At 30.4% G+C, this 15,736-nt stretch carries 14 protein-coding genes, 1 other RNA gene and 1 riboswitch; of the genes, 2 read left to right on the forward strand and 13 right to left on the reverse strand.

What is annotated here, in order from left to right; genetic code table 11:
- Positions 1–32: 32 nt before the first annotated feature.
- The 8 genes from CURI_RS08935 to tenA form a co-directional block, all read right to left on the reverse strand.
- On the reverse strand, positions 33–905 hold the full coding sequence (locus CURI_RS08935) for a chemotaxis protein (RefSeq protein ID WP_041701721.1): 873 nt from the start codon (positions 903–905) through the stop codon (positions 33–35).
- 292 nt (positions 906–1,197) lie between these two features.
- Complete coding sequence (locus CURI_RS08940; RefSeq protein ID WP_014967929.1) at positions 1,198–2,163, reverse strand: AEC family transporter; 966 nt, start codon at positions 2,161–2,163, stop codon at positions 1,198–1,200.
- A gap of 297 nt (positions 2,164–2,460) precedes the next feature.
- Positions 2,461–2,970: an anaerobic ribonucleoside-triphosphate reductase activating protein gene (nrdG, locus tag CURI_RS08945; protein ID WP_014967930.1), complete on the reverse strand. Its 510-nt coding sequence runs from the start codon at positions 2,968–2,970 to the stop codon at positions 2,461–2,463.
- A gap of 11 nt (positions 2,971–2,981) precedes the next feature.
- Positions 2,982–5,303, reverse strand: coding sequence for an anaerobic ribonucleoside triphosphate reductase (locus tag CURI_RS08950; RefSeq protein ID WP_014967931.1), 2,322 nt, complete (start codon positions 5,301–5,303; stop codon positions 2,982–2,984).
- A gap of 251 nt (positions 5,304–5,554) precedes the next feature.
- Entirely contained in the window at positions 5,555–6,583 is a 1,029-nt protein-coding gene (locus CURI_RS08955) for an ABC transporter substrate-binding protein (protein ID WP_014967932.1), read from the reverse strand.
- The gene (locus CURI_RS08960; protein ID WP_014967933.1) at positions 6,583–7,323 is read right to left on the reverse strand and encodes an ABC transporter permease; all 741 of its coding nucleotides are present in this window, start codon (positions 7,321–7,323) and stop codon (positions 6,583–6,585) included. The genes CURI_RS08955 and CURI_RS08960 overlap by 1 nt, the downstream gene beginning before the upstream one ends.
- Positions 7,320–8,123: an ABC transporter ATP-binding protein gene (locus CURI_RS08965; protein WP_014967934.1), complete on the reverse strand. Its 804-nt coding sequence runs from the start codon at positions 8,121–8,123 to the stop codon at positions 7,320–7,322. The genes CURI_RS08960 and CURI_RS08965 overlap by 4 nt, the downstream gene beginning before the upstream one ends.
- Before the next feature lie 6 nt (positions 8,124–8,129).
- Positions 8,130–8,789, reverse strand: a complete 660-nt coding sequence (gene tenA, locus CURI_RS08970) for a thiaminase II (RefSeq protein ID WP_014967935.1) — start codon at positions 8,787–8,789, stop codon at positions 8,130–8,132.
- A 127-nt stretch (positions 8,790–8,916) separates the two neighbouring features.
- Positions 8,917–9,007: riboswitch (TPP riboswitch) on the reverse strand.
- A 199-nt stretch (positions 9,008–9,206) separates the two neighbouring features.
- Here tenA and CURI_RS08975 point away from each other — a divergent pair.
- Positions 9,207–9,989 carry an EFR1 family ferrodoxin gene (locus CURI_RS08975; protein ID WP_014967936.1) on the forward strand — a complete coding sequence of 261 codons (783 nt, stop codon included), beginning with the start codon at positions 9,207–9,209 and terminating at the stop codon, positions 9,987–9,989.
- Between the two features lie 121 nt (positions 9,990–10,110).
- Here CURI_RS08975 and CURI_RS08980 read toward each other — a convergent pair whose 3' ends face one another.
- From CURI_RS08980 to CURI_RS08995, 4 genes are all read right to left on the reverse strand, one after another.
- Positions 10,111–11,454, reverse strand: coding sequence for an MATE family efflux transporter (locus CURI_RS08980; protein WP_014967937.1), 1,344 nt, complete (start codon positions 11,452–11,454; stop codon positions 10,111–10,113).
- Between the two features lie 100 nt (positions 11,455–11,554).
- Complete coding sequence (locus CURI_RS08985; protein ID WP_014967938.1) at positions 11,555–11,785, reverse strand: DUF1653 domain-containing protein; 231 nt, start codon at positions 11,783–11,785, stop codon at positions 11,555–11,557.
- A gap of 43 nt (positions 11,786–11,828) precedes the next feature.
- On the reverse strand, positions 11,829–12,365 hold the full coding sequence (locus tag CURI_RS08990) for a YcxB family protein (RefSeq protein WP_014967939.1): 537 nt from the start codon (positions 12,363–12,365) through the stop codon (positions 11,829–11,831).
- A gap of 1,128 nt (positions 12,366–13,493) precedes the next feature.
- Positions 13,494–14,432 carry an SDR family oxidoreductase gene (locus CURI_RS08995; protein ID WP_014967940.1) on the reverse strand — a complete coding sequence of 313 codons (939 nt, stop codon included), beginning with the start codon at positions 14,430–14,432 and terminating at the stop codon, positions 13,494–13,496.
- A 151-nt stretch (positions 14,433–14,583) separates the two neighbouring features.
- Between CURI_RS08995 and CURI_RS15880 the strand changes: the two genes are divergently transcribed.
- Positions 14,584–14,757 carry a hypothetical protein gene (locus CURI_RS15880; protein ID WP_014967941.1) on the forward strand — a complete coding sequence of 58 codons (174 nt, stop codon included), beginning with the start codon at positions 14,584–14,586 and terminating at the stop codon, positions 14,755–14,757.
- 599 nt (positions 14,758–15,356) lie between these two features.
- On the opposite strand, the gene rnpB is transcribed toward CURI_RS15880, so the two are convergent.
- An RNA gene (gene rnpB, locus CURI_RS15150) (RNase P RNA component class A) lies at positions 15,357–15,702 on the reverse strand.
- Between the last annotated feature and the right edge of the window lie 34 nt (positions 15,703–15,736).

The raw sequence follows: 15,736 nt of genomic DNA on the forward strand, positions 1-15,736 counted from the left end.
TTATCTAAAACGTTTTTATAAAAACTTTGTTTTTATTCGAATTTTTTTAAAACGTCTATTAAGTGTTCAAACTCAGGCTTTGATATTTGTGCATCTGCCCCTACACTTTCACCCCTATGCTTTAGATCTTCACTAATAAGTGATGAAAACAATATAACTGGTAACTTATTGTATATTTTATTTTCTTTAATCTTTTTAGTTAAAGTCAAGCCATCCATAGATGGCATCTCTATGTCTGTTATTAAGCAAAACAGTTCATCTATACTTCCCAAAGAGTTTATATACTCCCATGTATCTGCACCATTTTTAAATTTAACTATATCTTTTACACCTGAGTTTTCTAAAGCTTGTTCAAGTACATTTATAAGAAAAGGTGAGTCTTCTGCTATAACTACCTTTTTTCCTCTTAAGTCTAAGCTTTTATTAAATTTTGTATTATCTTCAATTACACTTGTATTATCTGATACTATTTTTTCAAAGTCTAATAGTAGTATTATATCTTCCTTTTTTACTATTCCAACTAAAGGTGAATTTGTCTTATTATTTATCATATCACTAGGTTGTTCTATGTCTTCCCATGACAATCTATTTATTCCAACTACACTGCTAACTTCAAATGCATATGTATTATTATTAAAATGTGTTACTATAAAAAATCTATCTTTCTCTGGTATACCTGATGGAAAGTTTAATATCTCCTCAAGTCTTATAACATTTATAACTTGCCCTCTGTGATTTATAACTCCTTCTACTCCTTCAGGCATATTAGGCACTTGAGTTATTGGCTGATGTGTTATAATACTTTCAACTTTTGCTACATTTATTCCAAATATTCCTTTACCTACTTTGAAAACTACTATTTCCAGTTCATTAGTACCCGTTTCTAATAATATCTTATTTTCCATATACATCAATCCCCTTACAAATTAATTTTTAGAGAAATTTAACAATATTTAATGATTCTATATTTTTATTTCTTGTATTTATATATGTACCCTAAAGTATGTACTTTAAAATATAAAAGTACTATTCTACTGCTAAATATTACATATTCTATAATAGTGCATATTTCTCCTTTATTTCCTATAATATTTCATCGTTTCAAGCATTAATAAAAAAAGGTAATGTCTTTTTTAAATTACCTAAATAATTTTCAAGACATTACCTTTATATTAAATTATTATTTTATTAATTATATTATGCACCAAATAATTTTATAACCATAAACACTATCGCTGGAGTTGTTATTAAGTTAAATAGCGTAGTCATGAAAACTGCTAGTGAAGCTGTGTTATAGTCAGTCTCATATCTTCTAGCAAACATAGCCGCATCTGCTGCTGTTGGCATACCACTTAAAAGAGCTATAACCCCCGCAACTACAGCTGGTACTGATAGTAATTTACATACTCCAATAATAACTAATGGCATAAATACGATTCTAAATAACGTTATAACCCATAGTCTTCCATTTTTAAATGCTGATCCTATGTTAGTTGTAGCTAATATCCCCCCAACAACTACCATAGCCAACGGTGTCGACATATGTCCTATTGTTCCTAGTGGTTCAGCTAAAACTGGTGGTATTTTCACTGGTGATATGAATAATAGAGCTCCTAAAATAGCTGCAGCCATTCCAGGGTTTAATAATATTTGTTTAACAGGATTTCCTTTTACTTTTGCCGCTTCTCTTATCTGAGGATCATCAGATGATTCTCCTAACATTTTAATTCCTATTGTCCAAGCGAATACATTAAATAATATATTATATACAACAGCATAGAATAACCCGTCATCACCATATATAGCTTGTGCCATTGGGAATCCCATAAGTGCTGTATTTGGGAATATCATTAAAAATCTATATACACCTTGCTTATTCTTTTCTACATCAAATCTACTAGCAACTACTTTAGATAGAAGGATAGCTATTATATAAGCAATAAGTCCAACTCCTAATACTATACCACTCATAGTTAATTTATCCCATGAGAATTCCTTATTTAATGAAATGAATATTACAACAGGTAACGTGAACTTTAATACGAATTTAGATAGTCCAGATATCATCTCATCCGTTGTGATTTCTAACTTTCTAACAATATACCCCGCAATCAGCATTACAAATACCATACCTGTTTGCGTTAAAATGTTTGCAAAAGACATTAATCTTCCTCCTCTAATTTTAAGTAAGCTTTTTTATATCTCTTATTCTTTCCCATGGGTGTTCCTTTAATGTTTTTATTTTTAAAATAAAACGTTTTCATAATTGACATTAATAATAGGTATATACTTATTATCTATAAAATAAAATGAATATTTTATACAATCACATTATATATCTTTAAGTCGAATCTTGTCAACGTTTTTTGAATTATTTTGTCGCTAAATGTCGTAAATGGTTGTAAATACAGAAAAACTCCCTTTAAAAGGCTTTATATTACTTTTAAAGGGAGTTTTCGTTTATATATCCGCGAATACTATTTTATTATTTAATTTGGTTTCCTTTACATCTATTATTCTTTGATTTTCAGATCCTTTGAATCTTAACTTTAAATTCTTTTTTTGAACATCGAACTTACCATCCACTAATATATCTGTATTCTCAAGTAGTTCTGACCACCCATATATATCAGAGGAACTTTTTACTATCTGCTCATAGGTATATCCTGTATATGTCATAACATTATACCCTAAATCTTTTACCTCTTTTGCTAGCTTAGAGAGAATCTTTGCTTGTTCAAAAGGCTCTCCACCACTTAATGTAATTCCGTCTAACAATGGATTTTCTTTAATCTTATCTATTATATTTTTTACACTAATGATTTCTCCACCATCGAATGCGTGCGTGTGTACATTATGACATCCGGGACATTTATGTTTACATCCTTGGACAAATACTACAAGACGTATTCCTGGCCCATCTACTATTGACTCTTCTACTATTCCTGCAATTCTTATGGTATTTGTCATACACATTCTCCTTACTTATTGATTCCGTGCTTTACTCTATCACTTTCTTCAGCTTTCTTTGCATCATTAAATCTATCTAAAGTTCCTACTAAGTATCCTGTTATTCTACGGATTCTCTCAAACTTTATATCTCCTTCTTCTCTATCACATCCAGGGCATACATCTTCAATTATTCCAGAGTATCCACAAACTGGATCTCTATCTACTGGATGATTTATAGATCCATATCCTATTCCAGACTCCTTCATAGCTTTTATAATTTTCTCAAAAGCCTCTATATTTTGAGAAGGAGCTCCATCAAGCTCAACATAAGTTATATGTCCTCCGTTAGTAAGTTCATGATATGGCGCTTCTCTTCTTATCTTATCAAAAGCTGTAGTCTTATGATAAACTGGCACATGGAAGCTATTAGTATAGTACTCTCTATCAGTAACTCCTTCAATTTCTCCAAACTCTTCTCTATCAATTTTAGTGAATCGTCCAGCAGTTCCTTCTGCAGGCGTAGCTATAAGAGAGAAGTTTAATTTATGTTGATTTGAAGCATCATCCATACGCTTTCTCATATGAGCTATTATCTCAATTCCAAGTTTTTGAGATTCATCTGACTCTCCATGATGTTCTCCTGTTAATGCCTTTAAGCATTCTGCTAATCCTATGAATCCAGCTGTTAGTGTTCCATGCTTCAATACTTCTCGGATTTCATCATCTCTATCAAGTTTATCAGAATCTATCCAAACACCTTGACCCATTAAAAATGGGAAATTCTTAACTTTCTTTCTCGCTTGTATTTCAAATCTATCTAATAACTGTTCTATTACAAGATCTACCTTCTCATCTAACTCTCTAAAAAACCCTTCTAAATTTCCATTATTATTTAAAGCAATTCTTGGTAGATTTATAGTTGTAAAGCTTAAATTACCTCTTCCATAAACTATTTCTCTAGACTTATCATGAATGTTTTGCATTACTCTGGTTCTACATCCCATATAAGCTATCTCAGTTTCTGGACGGCCTTCTCTATAGTTTGTTATATTAAAAGGAGCATCTATAAAAGAGAAGTTTGGGAATAGTCTTTTAGCACTAACTCTACATGCAAGTTTGAATAAATCGTAGTTAACATCTTCACTATTATAGTTTACCCCTTCTTTTACCTTAAATATTTGTATAGGGAATATAGGAGTTTCTCCATTTCCTAGCCCAGCCTCTGTTGCTAAAAGAAGATTTTTAACTACCATTCTTCCTTCTAGAGACGTGTCCGTACCGTAATTTATTGAACTGAATGGCACTTGTGCCCCTGCTCTACTATGCATAGTGTTCAAATTATGGATTAATGCTTCCATAGCTTGATAAGTGTTTCTATCTGTTTCTTTATATGCTTTCTCACTTGCAAATTTTTGTGCTTTAATTATCATGTCTACATCATCAAAATATTTTGAAAGATATTCTCTCTCAATTTGCATATTACTCTCTTCTACTTTTAAATTAGGTACTATATTATGATCTTCTTTTATTTGAGAAAATACTTGCTTTACTATTTCCTCTGAGTCCATATTACCTGTAAGTAACTCTAAAGTATTAACAATATACTTCATATAAAGTTTTGCATAAGTCTTTGATACACCAGGAGCTATACCATAATCAAAATTTGGAACACTTTGACCACCATGTTGATCATTCTGATTTGATTGAATAGCTATACATGCAAGAGCTGAATAACTTTGAATATCATTTGGCTCTCTTAAATGTCCGTGACCTGTACTAAATCCACCCTTAAATAGTTGTTCTATATCAATTTGACAACATGTAGTTGTAAGTGCTAAAAAGTCTAGATCATGTATATGTATTTCACCCTTTTTATGAGCTTTCGAGTATTCTGGTTTTAACATAAACATATTATAGAACTGTTTTGCACCTTCAGAACCATACTTAAGCATTGTTCCCATAGCTGTGTTTCCATCTATATTAGCATTTTCACGTTTTACATCAGTATCTTCTGCTTCTTTGAAAGTTAAGTCCTCATATATTCTCATAAGCTTAGTATTCATTTCTCTTAATCTAGTTCTTTCAGCTCTATAGATTATGTACGCCTTTGCAGTTTCAGCCCAGTCATTCTCTATAAGTACTTTCTCAACTATATCTTGTACCTGCTCAACTGATGGTGTTTGATCAGTGATTTCTACTCTAACACGCCCAGCTATATCTTCAGATAGTTTAAGAGCAGCATTGTAATCTGTAGCTCCCACCGAACTCGACGCTCTAAATATTGCATTTGCAATCTTCTCTATGTTAAAAGCTACTTCTCTTCCGTCTCTTTTTTTAATTTTTGTTATCATTTAAATTCCTCCCTGTACCCTTAAGCATCCTAATACTCATACCATATGTAGGTGTACTTAGTTTATCACTTACTATATGTAGGGTCAATTATGATTTTTTGATATATTTCTTTATTAATTAGGTTTTTTAAGGTTTAAATATGAAATCATTGATTTTCTTATGTATATCTACGAAATAAAAATTTGAAAAATTAAAAATAGCGAGGATTGTGTATATATCCTCGCTCTGAAATTTTATACTCATATTAAATTTATTTATTTAGTATGTTAATAAATAATTCATCTATATCTGGACTTTTATTTATCATACCTTTTTCTTTTAGCCACTTTGACTTATCCTCCCAAGATTTTTTTGTCTGTGATAGGAATGGCTCCTCCTCTGAATCCATCTTTGAAAGCAAGATATCTAGACTTTGCTTTTCTACAGATTTTGTTAGAGGAAAGCTGTCTTTTTGCTGATTCTTTAAAAGTATCTCTAGAGCCTCGTCTGGATTTTCCTTCATAAATTCAAATCCTTTTTTAGCCCCTCTTAAGAACTTTTCTAACTTATCTCTTTCATCATTAATAGTTTTATCATTTGCTACAAATACCATCTCATAATACTTTGGAACTCCATAATCTGAAGGGTCAAAGTAATTCACTTCAAGACCTTCATATTTCATTACTGGGACTTCATGATTTATAAGCCCACCTGTAGTTGCATCTACCTTCTTAGTTACCATAGATGATAATATTTCAAATCCAATATCTATAATTTCTACCTTACTTGGATCTCCTCCATCCTTTTCTACCATGGTCTTTACATACTTTTCATTTAATAAGTTACCTGAATACCCTACAATTTTGCCCTCTAAGTCCTTAGGTCTCTCTATATTTTTTTCTTTTAAAGATATAACTACACTTAATGGTTCATGAACTACAGCTCCTATAGATTTTATAGGTATGTTCTCATTCGCTCTGGCTATTATAACGTCTGGCTGATAATAGATTCCTACAGTTGCCTTTCCTGCTGCAGGTAAGGTCAATGGATCTGTAGCATTAGAAGGAAATTGAACATTTACCTTGATTCCTTCTTCTTCAAAATATCCTTTTTCAATTGCTGCGTATATAAAGCTATGAATAGCATTTGGATACCAATCTAATACTATATCAACTTCTTCTAATTTCTTATCTTGATTTCCATAAGAATTAGTACTTACATCTTTATCCTTGCTAGTTCCACAAGAAGTAATTAATAACAGTGTAACTAATATTATTGATAGAATTTTAATTTTTCTCATTATTCATCCCTCCAGGTTATTACTTTTCTTTCTATTGTAGTTATGATAACTACTAATATAATAGCTACTAGTGATAGAATTACTACAGGTGCAAATACACCTGCTCCATCTAACTGAGTCATCATTCTTTTACTAAAATACCCTAATCCTTTTTGTGCACCCAACCACTCTCCTATTGCAGCACCTATAACACTAAGTGGTACTGATATCTTCAGAGCAGAAAAAAAGTATGGTAAAGACGATGGAATCTTTAACTTTAAAAATATATCTCTTTTATTTGCACCATAGGTTATCAAAAGCTCTTCCATTTCTCTTTTAGTAGATGAAAATCCATCAAATACATTTATGGTTATTGGAAAAAATGTTAGTAGTATAGTAACTACAACTTTACTCCATATTGTATATCCAAACCATAATACGAACAGTGGAGCTAATGCAGTTACTGGTATAGTCTGTGTAGCAACTATAATTGGATAAATAGCATTTTCTACTCTTTCACTACTACTCATTAATATAGCTAGTCCAACTCCCAGGATTATAGAAATTAAGAGTCCTATAAATGTTACTAACATAGTAGCTGGCAAATGAACTGTAAATAAAACTACTCTTAACTCCCAGGCTTTTTCTACTATTTTTGTTGGTGATGGCAATATGAACATAGCATTTATAACTCTAGCTACTACTTCCCATATAATCAAAAGCATAGTGGATAATATTATTGACGGAATATATTTTTTCATATCTCCACCTTCTGCTTTAGCTCATCTATAAGTTGTTCTTTTATCTTTACTAAATCTTCTCTTCCTAACATACTCCTATTTCTAGGATATTCTAATGGAATTTCCACCTCTTTTAACTGTGTTATGGGCTTGTCCGTTACTATGAGTATTCTACTTGACAAAAATATAGCTTCTTCAACATCATGAGTTATAAATAATATAGTATTTTTAAGTTTTATCCACTGTTCTTGTAACCATTCTTGAAGAGATATTTTAGTAATTGCATCTAGCGCACTAAATGGCTCATCTAATAATAGTAGATCTGCACCAGTTAGAATAGTTCTTAAAAATGAAACTCTTTGTTTCATTCCACCCGACAATTCCTTTGGATACCTATCTTCATATCCATTTAATCCGAATATTTCTAAGTATTCTCTTCCCTTTAATATTGCTTCATTCTTAGGTATCCCCTTAATCTCCAAAGGTAAGCATGCATTTTGCAATATAGTCCTCCATGGAACTAACAAATCCTTTTGAGGCATATAACCTACAGTTCCGCTTTTGCTCATTATGTTCTCGCCACTAATATAAATAGTTCCACCTATATTTTTCTCCAATCCTGTAATGAGTCTAAATAATGTACTCTTTCCACATCCTGAAGGCCCTATTATACTTACGAATTCTCCTTCTCTTATATTGAAATTTAAGTTTTGTAGTAGATCGTTTTCTTCACACTTATAATTAAATGTAACATCAGAAAATGTTAAAATGTTTGGACATTCTTCACTTTCCTCAAACTTATGCTTATAAAGTTCTGTCATACTTAACTACATCTCCTTGTTATATGCCATATCCCAGAACATATATTCAAATTTACACGTATTTATAAATATTTCTTCTAACTTATTTAACTCTTCTTCTGATTTACTTTGTGCTAATTTATTTACTAAATCTATATTCCATATAGCAGAATTTCCAAATTCTTCAGAACTATATCCTCTAACCCACTCACCATAAAATTCGTGCTCTGTTGAATTAGGTATTTGAGCTAATTTCTTTCCAATCTCCCAGTAAGTCCATGCACAAGATAAAACAGCTATTGCTACCTCAGCTAAAGATCCATTATGGGATTCTGTTAACATATAGTGCGTATATGACAGATTAGTTAAAGATCTTTTAGAGTTTTTCACTTCATCATCTGTTATACCTAGTCTTTTCATATAAGACTTATGTATTTTCATCTCCCCATCTAATATTCCTTCTGCTGCTTTAGCAAATCCTCTCATTACCTCTTCATCGTCTGACTTTATTATTCCTAGTGCAAATATTTTTGCGTAGTCTAATAAATATAAATAGTCCTGAACCATATAAAACTTAAATTTATCTACATCTAATGTCCCTTCACCTATTCCTTTTACGAATGGATGTTCATAATATGAGTTAAAGATTCCTTCTGCACTTTTGAACAGTCTTTCACTAAATTTCATTCTAATTTCCTCCTTCTTTTTTGTAGTATTAATTAAAATAAAAAACCACCTTCTTGTTAGAAAGTGGTTAAATAGACTTATAAATATATTTAATTAAATGCATAACTAAAACATATGCAAATTTATATAAGCTATATCGCCACTTCCCTTCGCTAGTATTATCTAGATCAGGTTCTAAGAGTAAGTCTCAGCTTTTTTAAGCACCCCTAGTAGCATTTATTTGTTATTTAATTTTTTATATCTTGTATTCAATATACCATATTTATTTTTTATTGCAAGTTTTTTATGAAAGCCATTATAATATTTATATAGACAAATAGTTAGATGTATTATGATATTACTTGCACAATAATTTGTATTACAGAACAAAAAGGAATAAAATGTTATTATATATTAACTGAAGGAAGGTACTTACAAATGAAAATAGAAAAAATAGTTTCTATTTATTTTTCTCCTAATGGTGGAACAAAAAAAGTAGTTAATGAAATAGCAAAAAATATAAAAGATTTACCCATAGAAGAAATTGATTTAACTATAGAGAAAAATAGAAACATAGAGAGAGAATTTTCTAAAAATGAGCTCGTCGTATTTGGAATGCCTGTTTATGCTGATAGACTTCCTAATATTTCAAAAGAAATTTTTAAGAAGATTAAGGGAAATGGTAATTTAGCAGTATGTGTAGTGACATATGGGAATAGAGATTATGGCGATGCTCTTCTTGAGCTTAAGAATGAGCTTAATTTAATAAATATGAGTGTAATAGCTGCTGTAGCTGCAATAAGCCAGCACTGTCTTAACAAAAATGTTGCTACAAATAGACCTGATGAAAATGATTTCTCTAAGTTAATAAACTTCTCAAATTTAATAAATGAAAAAATTGAAGATTTAAATAATATAAGCAATTTAAAAGATCTTTCTATTAAAGGAAATTTTCCATATAAGCCACTAAAAGAACATCATGTTCCTATAGGTGATTCTAGCTGTATAAAGTGTGGAGTCTGCGAAAAGAATTGTCCTGTAAATGCAATTGATAAAATTGATTTTAAAAGTACTAATAAAGATATATGTATTTTCTGTGGAAAGTGTATTAATATTTGCCCAGTAAATTCAAGAGCTATTCAAAGTGAAGAATTTAAAGCCTTTATGAAAAAGTTAGAGTTAATAGCTAAAGATCGAAAAGAGATGTCTATTTTTATATAATGCATAAAATCTATAATTGATACTTATTCAAAAGTTCTAGATAAGTATCAATTATAGATTTTTTAATTTTTTATATTCTCTTTTAATCAATAATATAGATCTAGTTATTAATTAAGAATTATTATATTAGTTCTCTATTCCATTTCCCTGATTTTATATATATTATTGATGCTACCATAGATACTATTGATGCTATTGGAGCTGCAGCTCCTAAACCAAATATACTTTTTGAAATATAAAGTCCTAATATATATGCTAGCGGTACTCTAACTAAAATAGATGATATTATTCCATTTAACATTGTAAAAGTTGTACGTCCACATCCATTTAAAAATCCATTAAGATTAAATTTAAATGCTACTAGTATGAAGTCAAAACTAAATGATCTAAGATATTCAATTCCTGCAATTACTACTAATTTATCTGCTTTAAATATATTCATTATTGATTCAGGAAAAACTTGTGCCCACGCAAAGAAAAACAGTGAACATATTACTGAAAATAATATACTTATATTCAGTGATTTTTTTGCACGCTCTGGCTGTTTTGCTCCTATATTTTGTGCTGTTAAGACCGCAGTAGCATATGAAAGTGCCATAGGAGGTAGCATAGTAAAAGTCTCTACCTTAGCTATAATTCCTACTGCTGCTGATTCTGATACTCCAATACTATTTGCAATAGCAATTATAAATAAAAATGATCCCCAAAGTAATACTTCCTGTAGTGATAAAGGAAGTCCCACTATAAATAGCTTCTTTATTTTTTCTTTACTTATAGAGAAACTCTTAAGTTTAAACTCAATTATACTTTTCACTTTGGTAATGTATATCATTGCTAAAATCATACTTATTGCTTGTGATATAATAGTCGCAAGTGCTGCACCAGAAGCTCTCATATCTAAAGTTCCTACAAATATTATATCTAAGATTATATTACACACACATGCTACTGCAATAAAATATACTGGTGTTTTAGAGTCTCCAAGACCCCTCAGTATGGCACTAATAGCATTATAGCCAAATATGAATACTATACCACTCGAAGCAATAAGCACATAGTTTCTCGCGTCGGTAAAAGCTTCTCTAGGTGTTTGTAATATGTTAAGTAATGGATCTGCAATTAGAAACATAAGTAGAGTTATTACTATTGATACAATCATGCCAAATGTAAGTAGAGTTCCTATAACTTCTTTAGTATCTTTTTCTCTCTTAGCTCCATAGTATTGTCCTATTAATATAGTTCCTCCCATAGTTAATCCCGTTATCAGTCCCATCACAATTTGCATAACTTGTGTTCCTATAGAAACTGATGATAATCCAAAACTATCTGTAAAATATCCTATCATTATTAAATCTACTGCCCCATAAAGTGCCTGAATAAAGTTAGCTATTATAAACGGTATAGAAAATTTAATAAGCGAAGTATATATATTACCTTGTGTTAAATCTTGATTGTTTTCTGGCAATTCTTTTTCCTCCTTTTACTCGATTAAGGAATTATATATTATTTTTCATCTTTAAAATTTCCTTAATTACTTCAGTTTTATATATTATAAACTATTCATACTAGTCTTCAATTTCCTTAAATCTACTAACGATTTCTCCATTTACCTCTACTTGTTCTGTAAACATCGATAAAGGTCTTACCCATATTCCTTTTTCCCCATAAAGAGCTTGATATACAACAAGATCTTCTTCTGTCTCAGAATGTTTTGCTAAATGTAGAACTAGATATTCATTTCCCTTGAAATGTTTATATTTTTTATTTATATTGATTTTATGTTTGTCCTTAGTCATAGTATGAATCTCCTTATTATTTATTTTATGTAAGTAAATCTATTTATTTATCTTTATCTATTCTTATCATTCTATTATTTACGTATTCATTTAGTAATTTAAGAACTTCTTCTTTTTCTTCTGCTAGTTCCCTAATAGGAAGTATATATGCTGATACTGGTGAATTGTATATAAGTATATAATTTTTATCAACCAGTACTTTTTCTATTCCATTCCACCTTGTTATACTCTCATCATTTGTATTTATTGTCTTTACTCCAGTTTCATCTATGATAATTTTACGCTCTCCTAATATAGATCCTTTTTTGTCCTCTGAAATCATTTTTCTAGCTAATTTTCTTATAGATCTTTCTTCACTTTTAGGATAATAGAATACATAAAATATAGATGCAATAATAAACCATATATAACGATACCAAAGAGGAATATGATTTGAAAGAAATAATGGCAATATCATAAAGAAAATTATTGGAAGGAATCTCATTAATCTTGACCTTTTTATTAATTCTTTAGAGTTTCTATAGTTAATTATATTAAAGTTTACATAATCATCTTCAGTTATATTTATATTTAACTCCATTCATCTTCTCCTTTCTACCATTTATTAAATTCATTATATATTTCCTATAGTTCGTAGTCAACACAGCCCAATATAAGATAACGCTAGCTTATACCTTAATTTCTATAGTAAACGAGTGGATGGTATAAATGCTTTTATTCAAAATGAAAAATTTAGACCTAAAAACCTAGAAGAATATTAAAGAAATATAAAAAACATCACATTAATTGTGATGTTTGAAAATTTAAGTGAGCAAATCTATAAGCCGAGTTTTGTATTCCTATCAGATTGTTTTTAGGATTAAACATTTTATTTTAGAATAACATTTAATGTTGATACTCTAACGTTTGACGTATATATAGTTAAATATAGACTTTCTATAAATTTTATTATAAGTAGATCTATTGGTGGCAAAACGGTGACATATTTATTTCGCGACCATTTACTTAAAAATTATTAAATGTTTTCATTTCTTTATCTTCCACATACTATAATTTTTATATTAGATAAATTACTTATTTAATTATTCCTTTCTTCTTTATATCATTATAGAAGATTTCTACTAAAGGTTTATAATACTCCTCTTCACCTACTTCTTTACTTATTACTTCTCCTGTTTTTCTATCTATAGTAGTTTTTACTACTGCTACCTTTATGTTTTCACTCCTTATTTCTGAATTTTATTACCTACATATCTATTTTACGTTTCTATATAATCAATTAAACATACTAAGACAGGATATATTATAGAATTAATTATATTCTATCCTACTACATAAAAAATCTTATATAAAATGAAAACCCTAGAAGATCATCTAGACTTATGTATCTAAAGTACTTGTATTTGATGACACAATAGATATATCGGATTATAGAAATGCTACATAGATGTACTTTCAATAGGGTATGAAAAAATCAGCAAACTTTTACTATTCTGCCGCCTTTCATTATTTGTATTATCTATATTTAATAGCATCTTTGTTTGCTAGTTTAATAGTCCAAAGATTAAACTTAAAATCCAAATGACCTAACCTATAAGTGAGATATAGTAACTCATATTTTCATAACTTTGGGTGAATTTAATTCCTTTATTTTAAAAGATTATCGTGTAAGATTCCAAAGATACACATTCTTATAACTTTTTTAATTTTAAGTAGACATTACTTGCCCACCATTTACGTGGAGTGTTTGCCCTGTTACAAATCGTGAATCATTAGATGCAAGATAGACGTAGGTAGGGGCTAATTCAAATGGCTGACCTTGACGATTCATTGGGTTACCAGCCTGTGTAACTACATCGGCGGAGAAACTTGACGGAATTAATGGGGTCCATATACGACCAGGTGCAACAGCATTTACCCTAATACCTTTGCTTACTAAATTTTTTGCTAATGCACGTGTAAAACCAACTATGGCAGCTTTAGTAGCTGTATAATCTATTAGTTGTTCATTTCCATCATATGCTACCACAGAAGCTGTATTAATTATGGAGCTTCCTGCTTTTAAACAAGGTAATGCCGCCCTTGTTGTGTAAAAGTGAGAATAGATATTAACCTTAAAAGTATCATCAAACTGTTCATCTGTTATATCAAGTAAGCTTAATTGCTGAAATTGTATGCCAACATTATTACAAAGAATATCCAACCGTCCAAATTCTTCTATAGTTTTCTCTACAATATATATACATTGTTGTTTGATTCTTAAATCACCAGGTAATAATAAACAACGTTGTCCTAGTTCTTCAATTCTTATCTTAGTACGATTAGCATCCTCATGCTCGTCTAAGTAAGAAATAGCTATATTTGCCCCTTCCTTGGCAAAGGCAATTGCTACTGCTGCACCTATTCCACTGTCTCCACCTGTAATTAGTGCAACTCTTCCCTCTAGTTTTCCACTTCCTATATAATTAGGATTTTCAATAATTGGTCTTGGAATCATCAATCTCTCTACTCCAGGTTGGCGATATTGACGTTGTTCTGGTACTGTAATAGGAACATCTTGGTATTGGGTTATCTTCCCGTAATTAGGATGAATCGGGTAATCTTGATTAATTAGTTTATTTTTATTGATTCGACTATACTTAGACATAATTTCCCCTCCTATAATAATTACTTCAAAGATACTTTATGTTATATAGACATATAAAGTGCACGTACAAAAGGAAGCTTTCTCTAGTACATGCACTTTATTTATAGAATCGAATAAAATATTAACCAATAACTTAAAGGAGGGTATCATTATGCAAAATCATGAATCTTATTATTGTGCAGAGTTACTACTAGTGAGCTTTTCTGATGAAAAAGTACCAGTACTATATGACTCAAATCCTCAACCATTTTTACTACCGAAAATAGGACCAAGACCACCCTATTATTGCAATCCCCATTGTGAGCCATATTACCCTATTATCTAATTATATCTAATATATAAAGTGAATCTTATCTACACTATTTATGCTGATAGTACCAGTAGCTAGAAAATAGGACAATTAGTCCTATTTTTTTGCATCAGATCTTACTACTTTACAGCACGTTTATGGGGTTTTAAATTCAGCCTTAAATAGAGCTATTAAGTTGTAGATATTAAAAGATAATCCTTGCAATTATGTAGATCGACCTAAGCGTGTAAAGTTTAAAGGGAATGCTTTAGAGTTAGAAGTTATAAGTTCATTATTCAATTCATTAGATCTGAATAAGTATAATGACTATATAATGTATTTAGCGTTAAAGTTAACACTTGAACTAGGTTTAAGACGTGGAGAACTTGCGGGAATTGAGTGGAATAACATAAACTATAATGAAAAAATTCTAAGTATAAAAAATAATCTAACATATACTAAATGATGTAAAATTAGATACACCAAAGACAGAAGAAAGTGAAAGAGATATTTATTTATCTGATGATTTAATTAATCTTTTTAAATCTATAAAATAAATTACCACCTAAATTTACCGTCGGTGGCAAAATGGTGGCAATAATGAAATATGTATTATGTAAATATGCTGTTTTCAATAAGTGAGTAAATCTATAAGCCGGGTTTTGTATCTGACGATCATCTATCTAGACCCATTGTTGCCAATGGGTTCAAGCAACCTACCAATCGGGAAGGTGACGGGTAACCACCTCCAAACTCCCTAGCTTGGTCTTGCTCCGGATGGGGTTTACATAGCCAACTAGTCACCTAGTTGCTGGTGGGCTCTTACCCCACCTTTCCACCCTTACCTAAACTTAAAAGTTTAGGCGGTATATCTCTGTTGCACTAGCCTTGAGGTCACCCTCACTGGACGTTATCCAGCATCCTACCCTATGGAGCCCGGACTTTCCTCATGCCTAAGCATGCGATCATCTGACTTACTCACGTTATTAACTTTTTAAATTTAATCACCTTTATT

The sequence above is a fragment of the Gottschalkia acidurici 9a genome (genome assembly GCF_000299355.1).
GTDB lineage: Bacteria > Bacillota > Clostridia > Tissierellales > Gottschalkiaceae > Gottschalkia > Gottschalkia acidurici.

Excerpts from the sequence above, each read along its gene's own strand:
- CURI_RS08935 (WP_041701721.1), bottom strand. The coding sequence starts at position 905 with ATGGAAAATAAGATATTATTAGAAACGGGTACTAATGAACTGGAAATA.
- CURI_RS08940 (WP_014967929.1), bottom strand. The coding sequence starts at position 2,163 with ATGTCTTTTGCAAACATTTTAACGCAAACAGGTATGGTATTTGTAATG.
- nrdG (WP_014967930.1), bottom strand. The coding sequence starts at position 2,970 with ATGACAAATACCATAAGAATTGCAGGAATAGTAGAAGAGTCAATAGTA.
- CURI_RS08950 (WP_014967931.1), bottom strand. The coding sequence starts at position 5,303 with ATGATAACAAAAATTAAAAAAAGAGACGGAAGAGAAGTAGCTTTTAAC.
- CURI_RS08955 (WP_014967932.1), bottom strand. The coding sequence starts at position 6,583 with ATGAGAAAAATTAAAATTCTATCAATAATATTAGTTACACTGTTATTA.
- CURI_RS08960 (WP_014967933.1), bottom strand. The coding sequence starts at position 7,323 with ATGAAAAAATATATTCCGTCAATAATATTATCCACTATGCTTTTGATT.
- CURI_RS08965 (WP_014967934.1), bottom strand. The coding sequence starts at position 8,123 with ATGACAGAACTTTATAAGCATAAGTTTGAGGAAAGTGAAGAATGTCCA.
- tenA (WP_014967935.1), bottom strand. The coding sequence starts at position 8,789 with ATGAAATTTAGTGAAAGACTGTTCAAAAGTGCAGAAGGAATCTTTAAC.
- CURI_RS08975 (WP_014967936.1), top strand. The coding sequence starts at position 9,207 with ATGAAAATAGAAAAAATAGTTTCTATTTATTTTTCTCCTAATGGTGGA.
- CURI_RS08985 (WP_014967938.1), bottom strand. The coding sequence starts at position 11,785 with ATGACTAAGGACAAACATAAAATCAATATAAATAAAAAATATAAACAT.
- CURI_RS08990 (WP_014967939.1), bottom strand. The coding sequence starts at position 12,365 with ATGGAGTTAAATATAAATATAACTGAAGATGATTATGTAAACTTTAAT.
- CURI_RS08995 (WP_014967940.1), bottom strand. The coding sequence starts at position 14,432 with ATGTCTAAGTATAGTCGAATCAATAAAAATAAACTAATTAATCAAGAT.
- CURI_RS15880 (WP_014967941.1), top strand. The coding sequence starts at position 14,584 with ATGCAAAATCATGAATCTTATTATTGTGCAGAGTTACTACTAGTGAGC.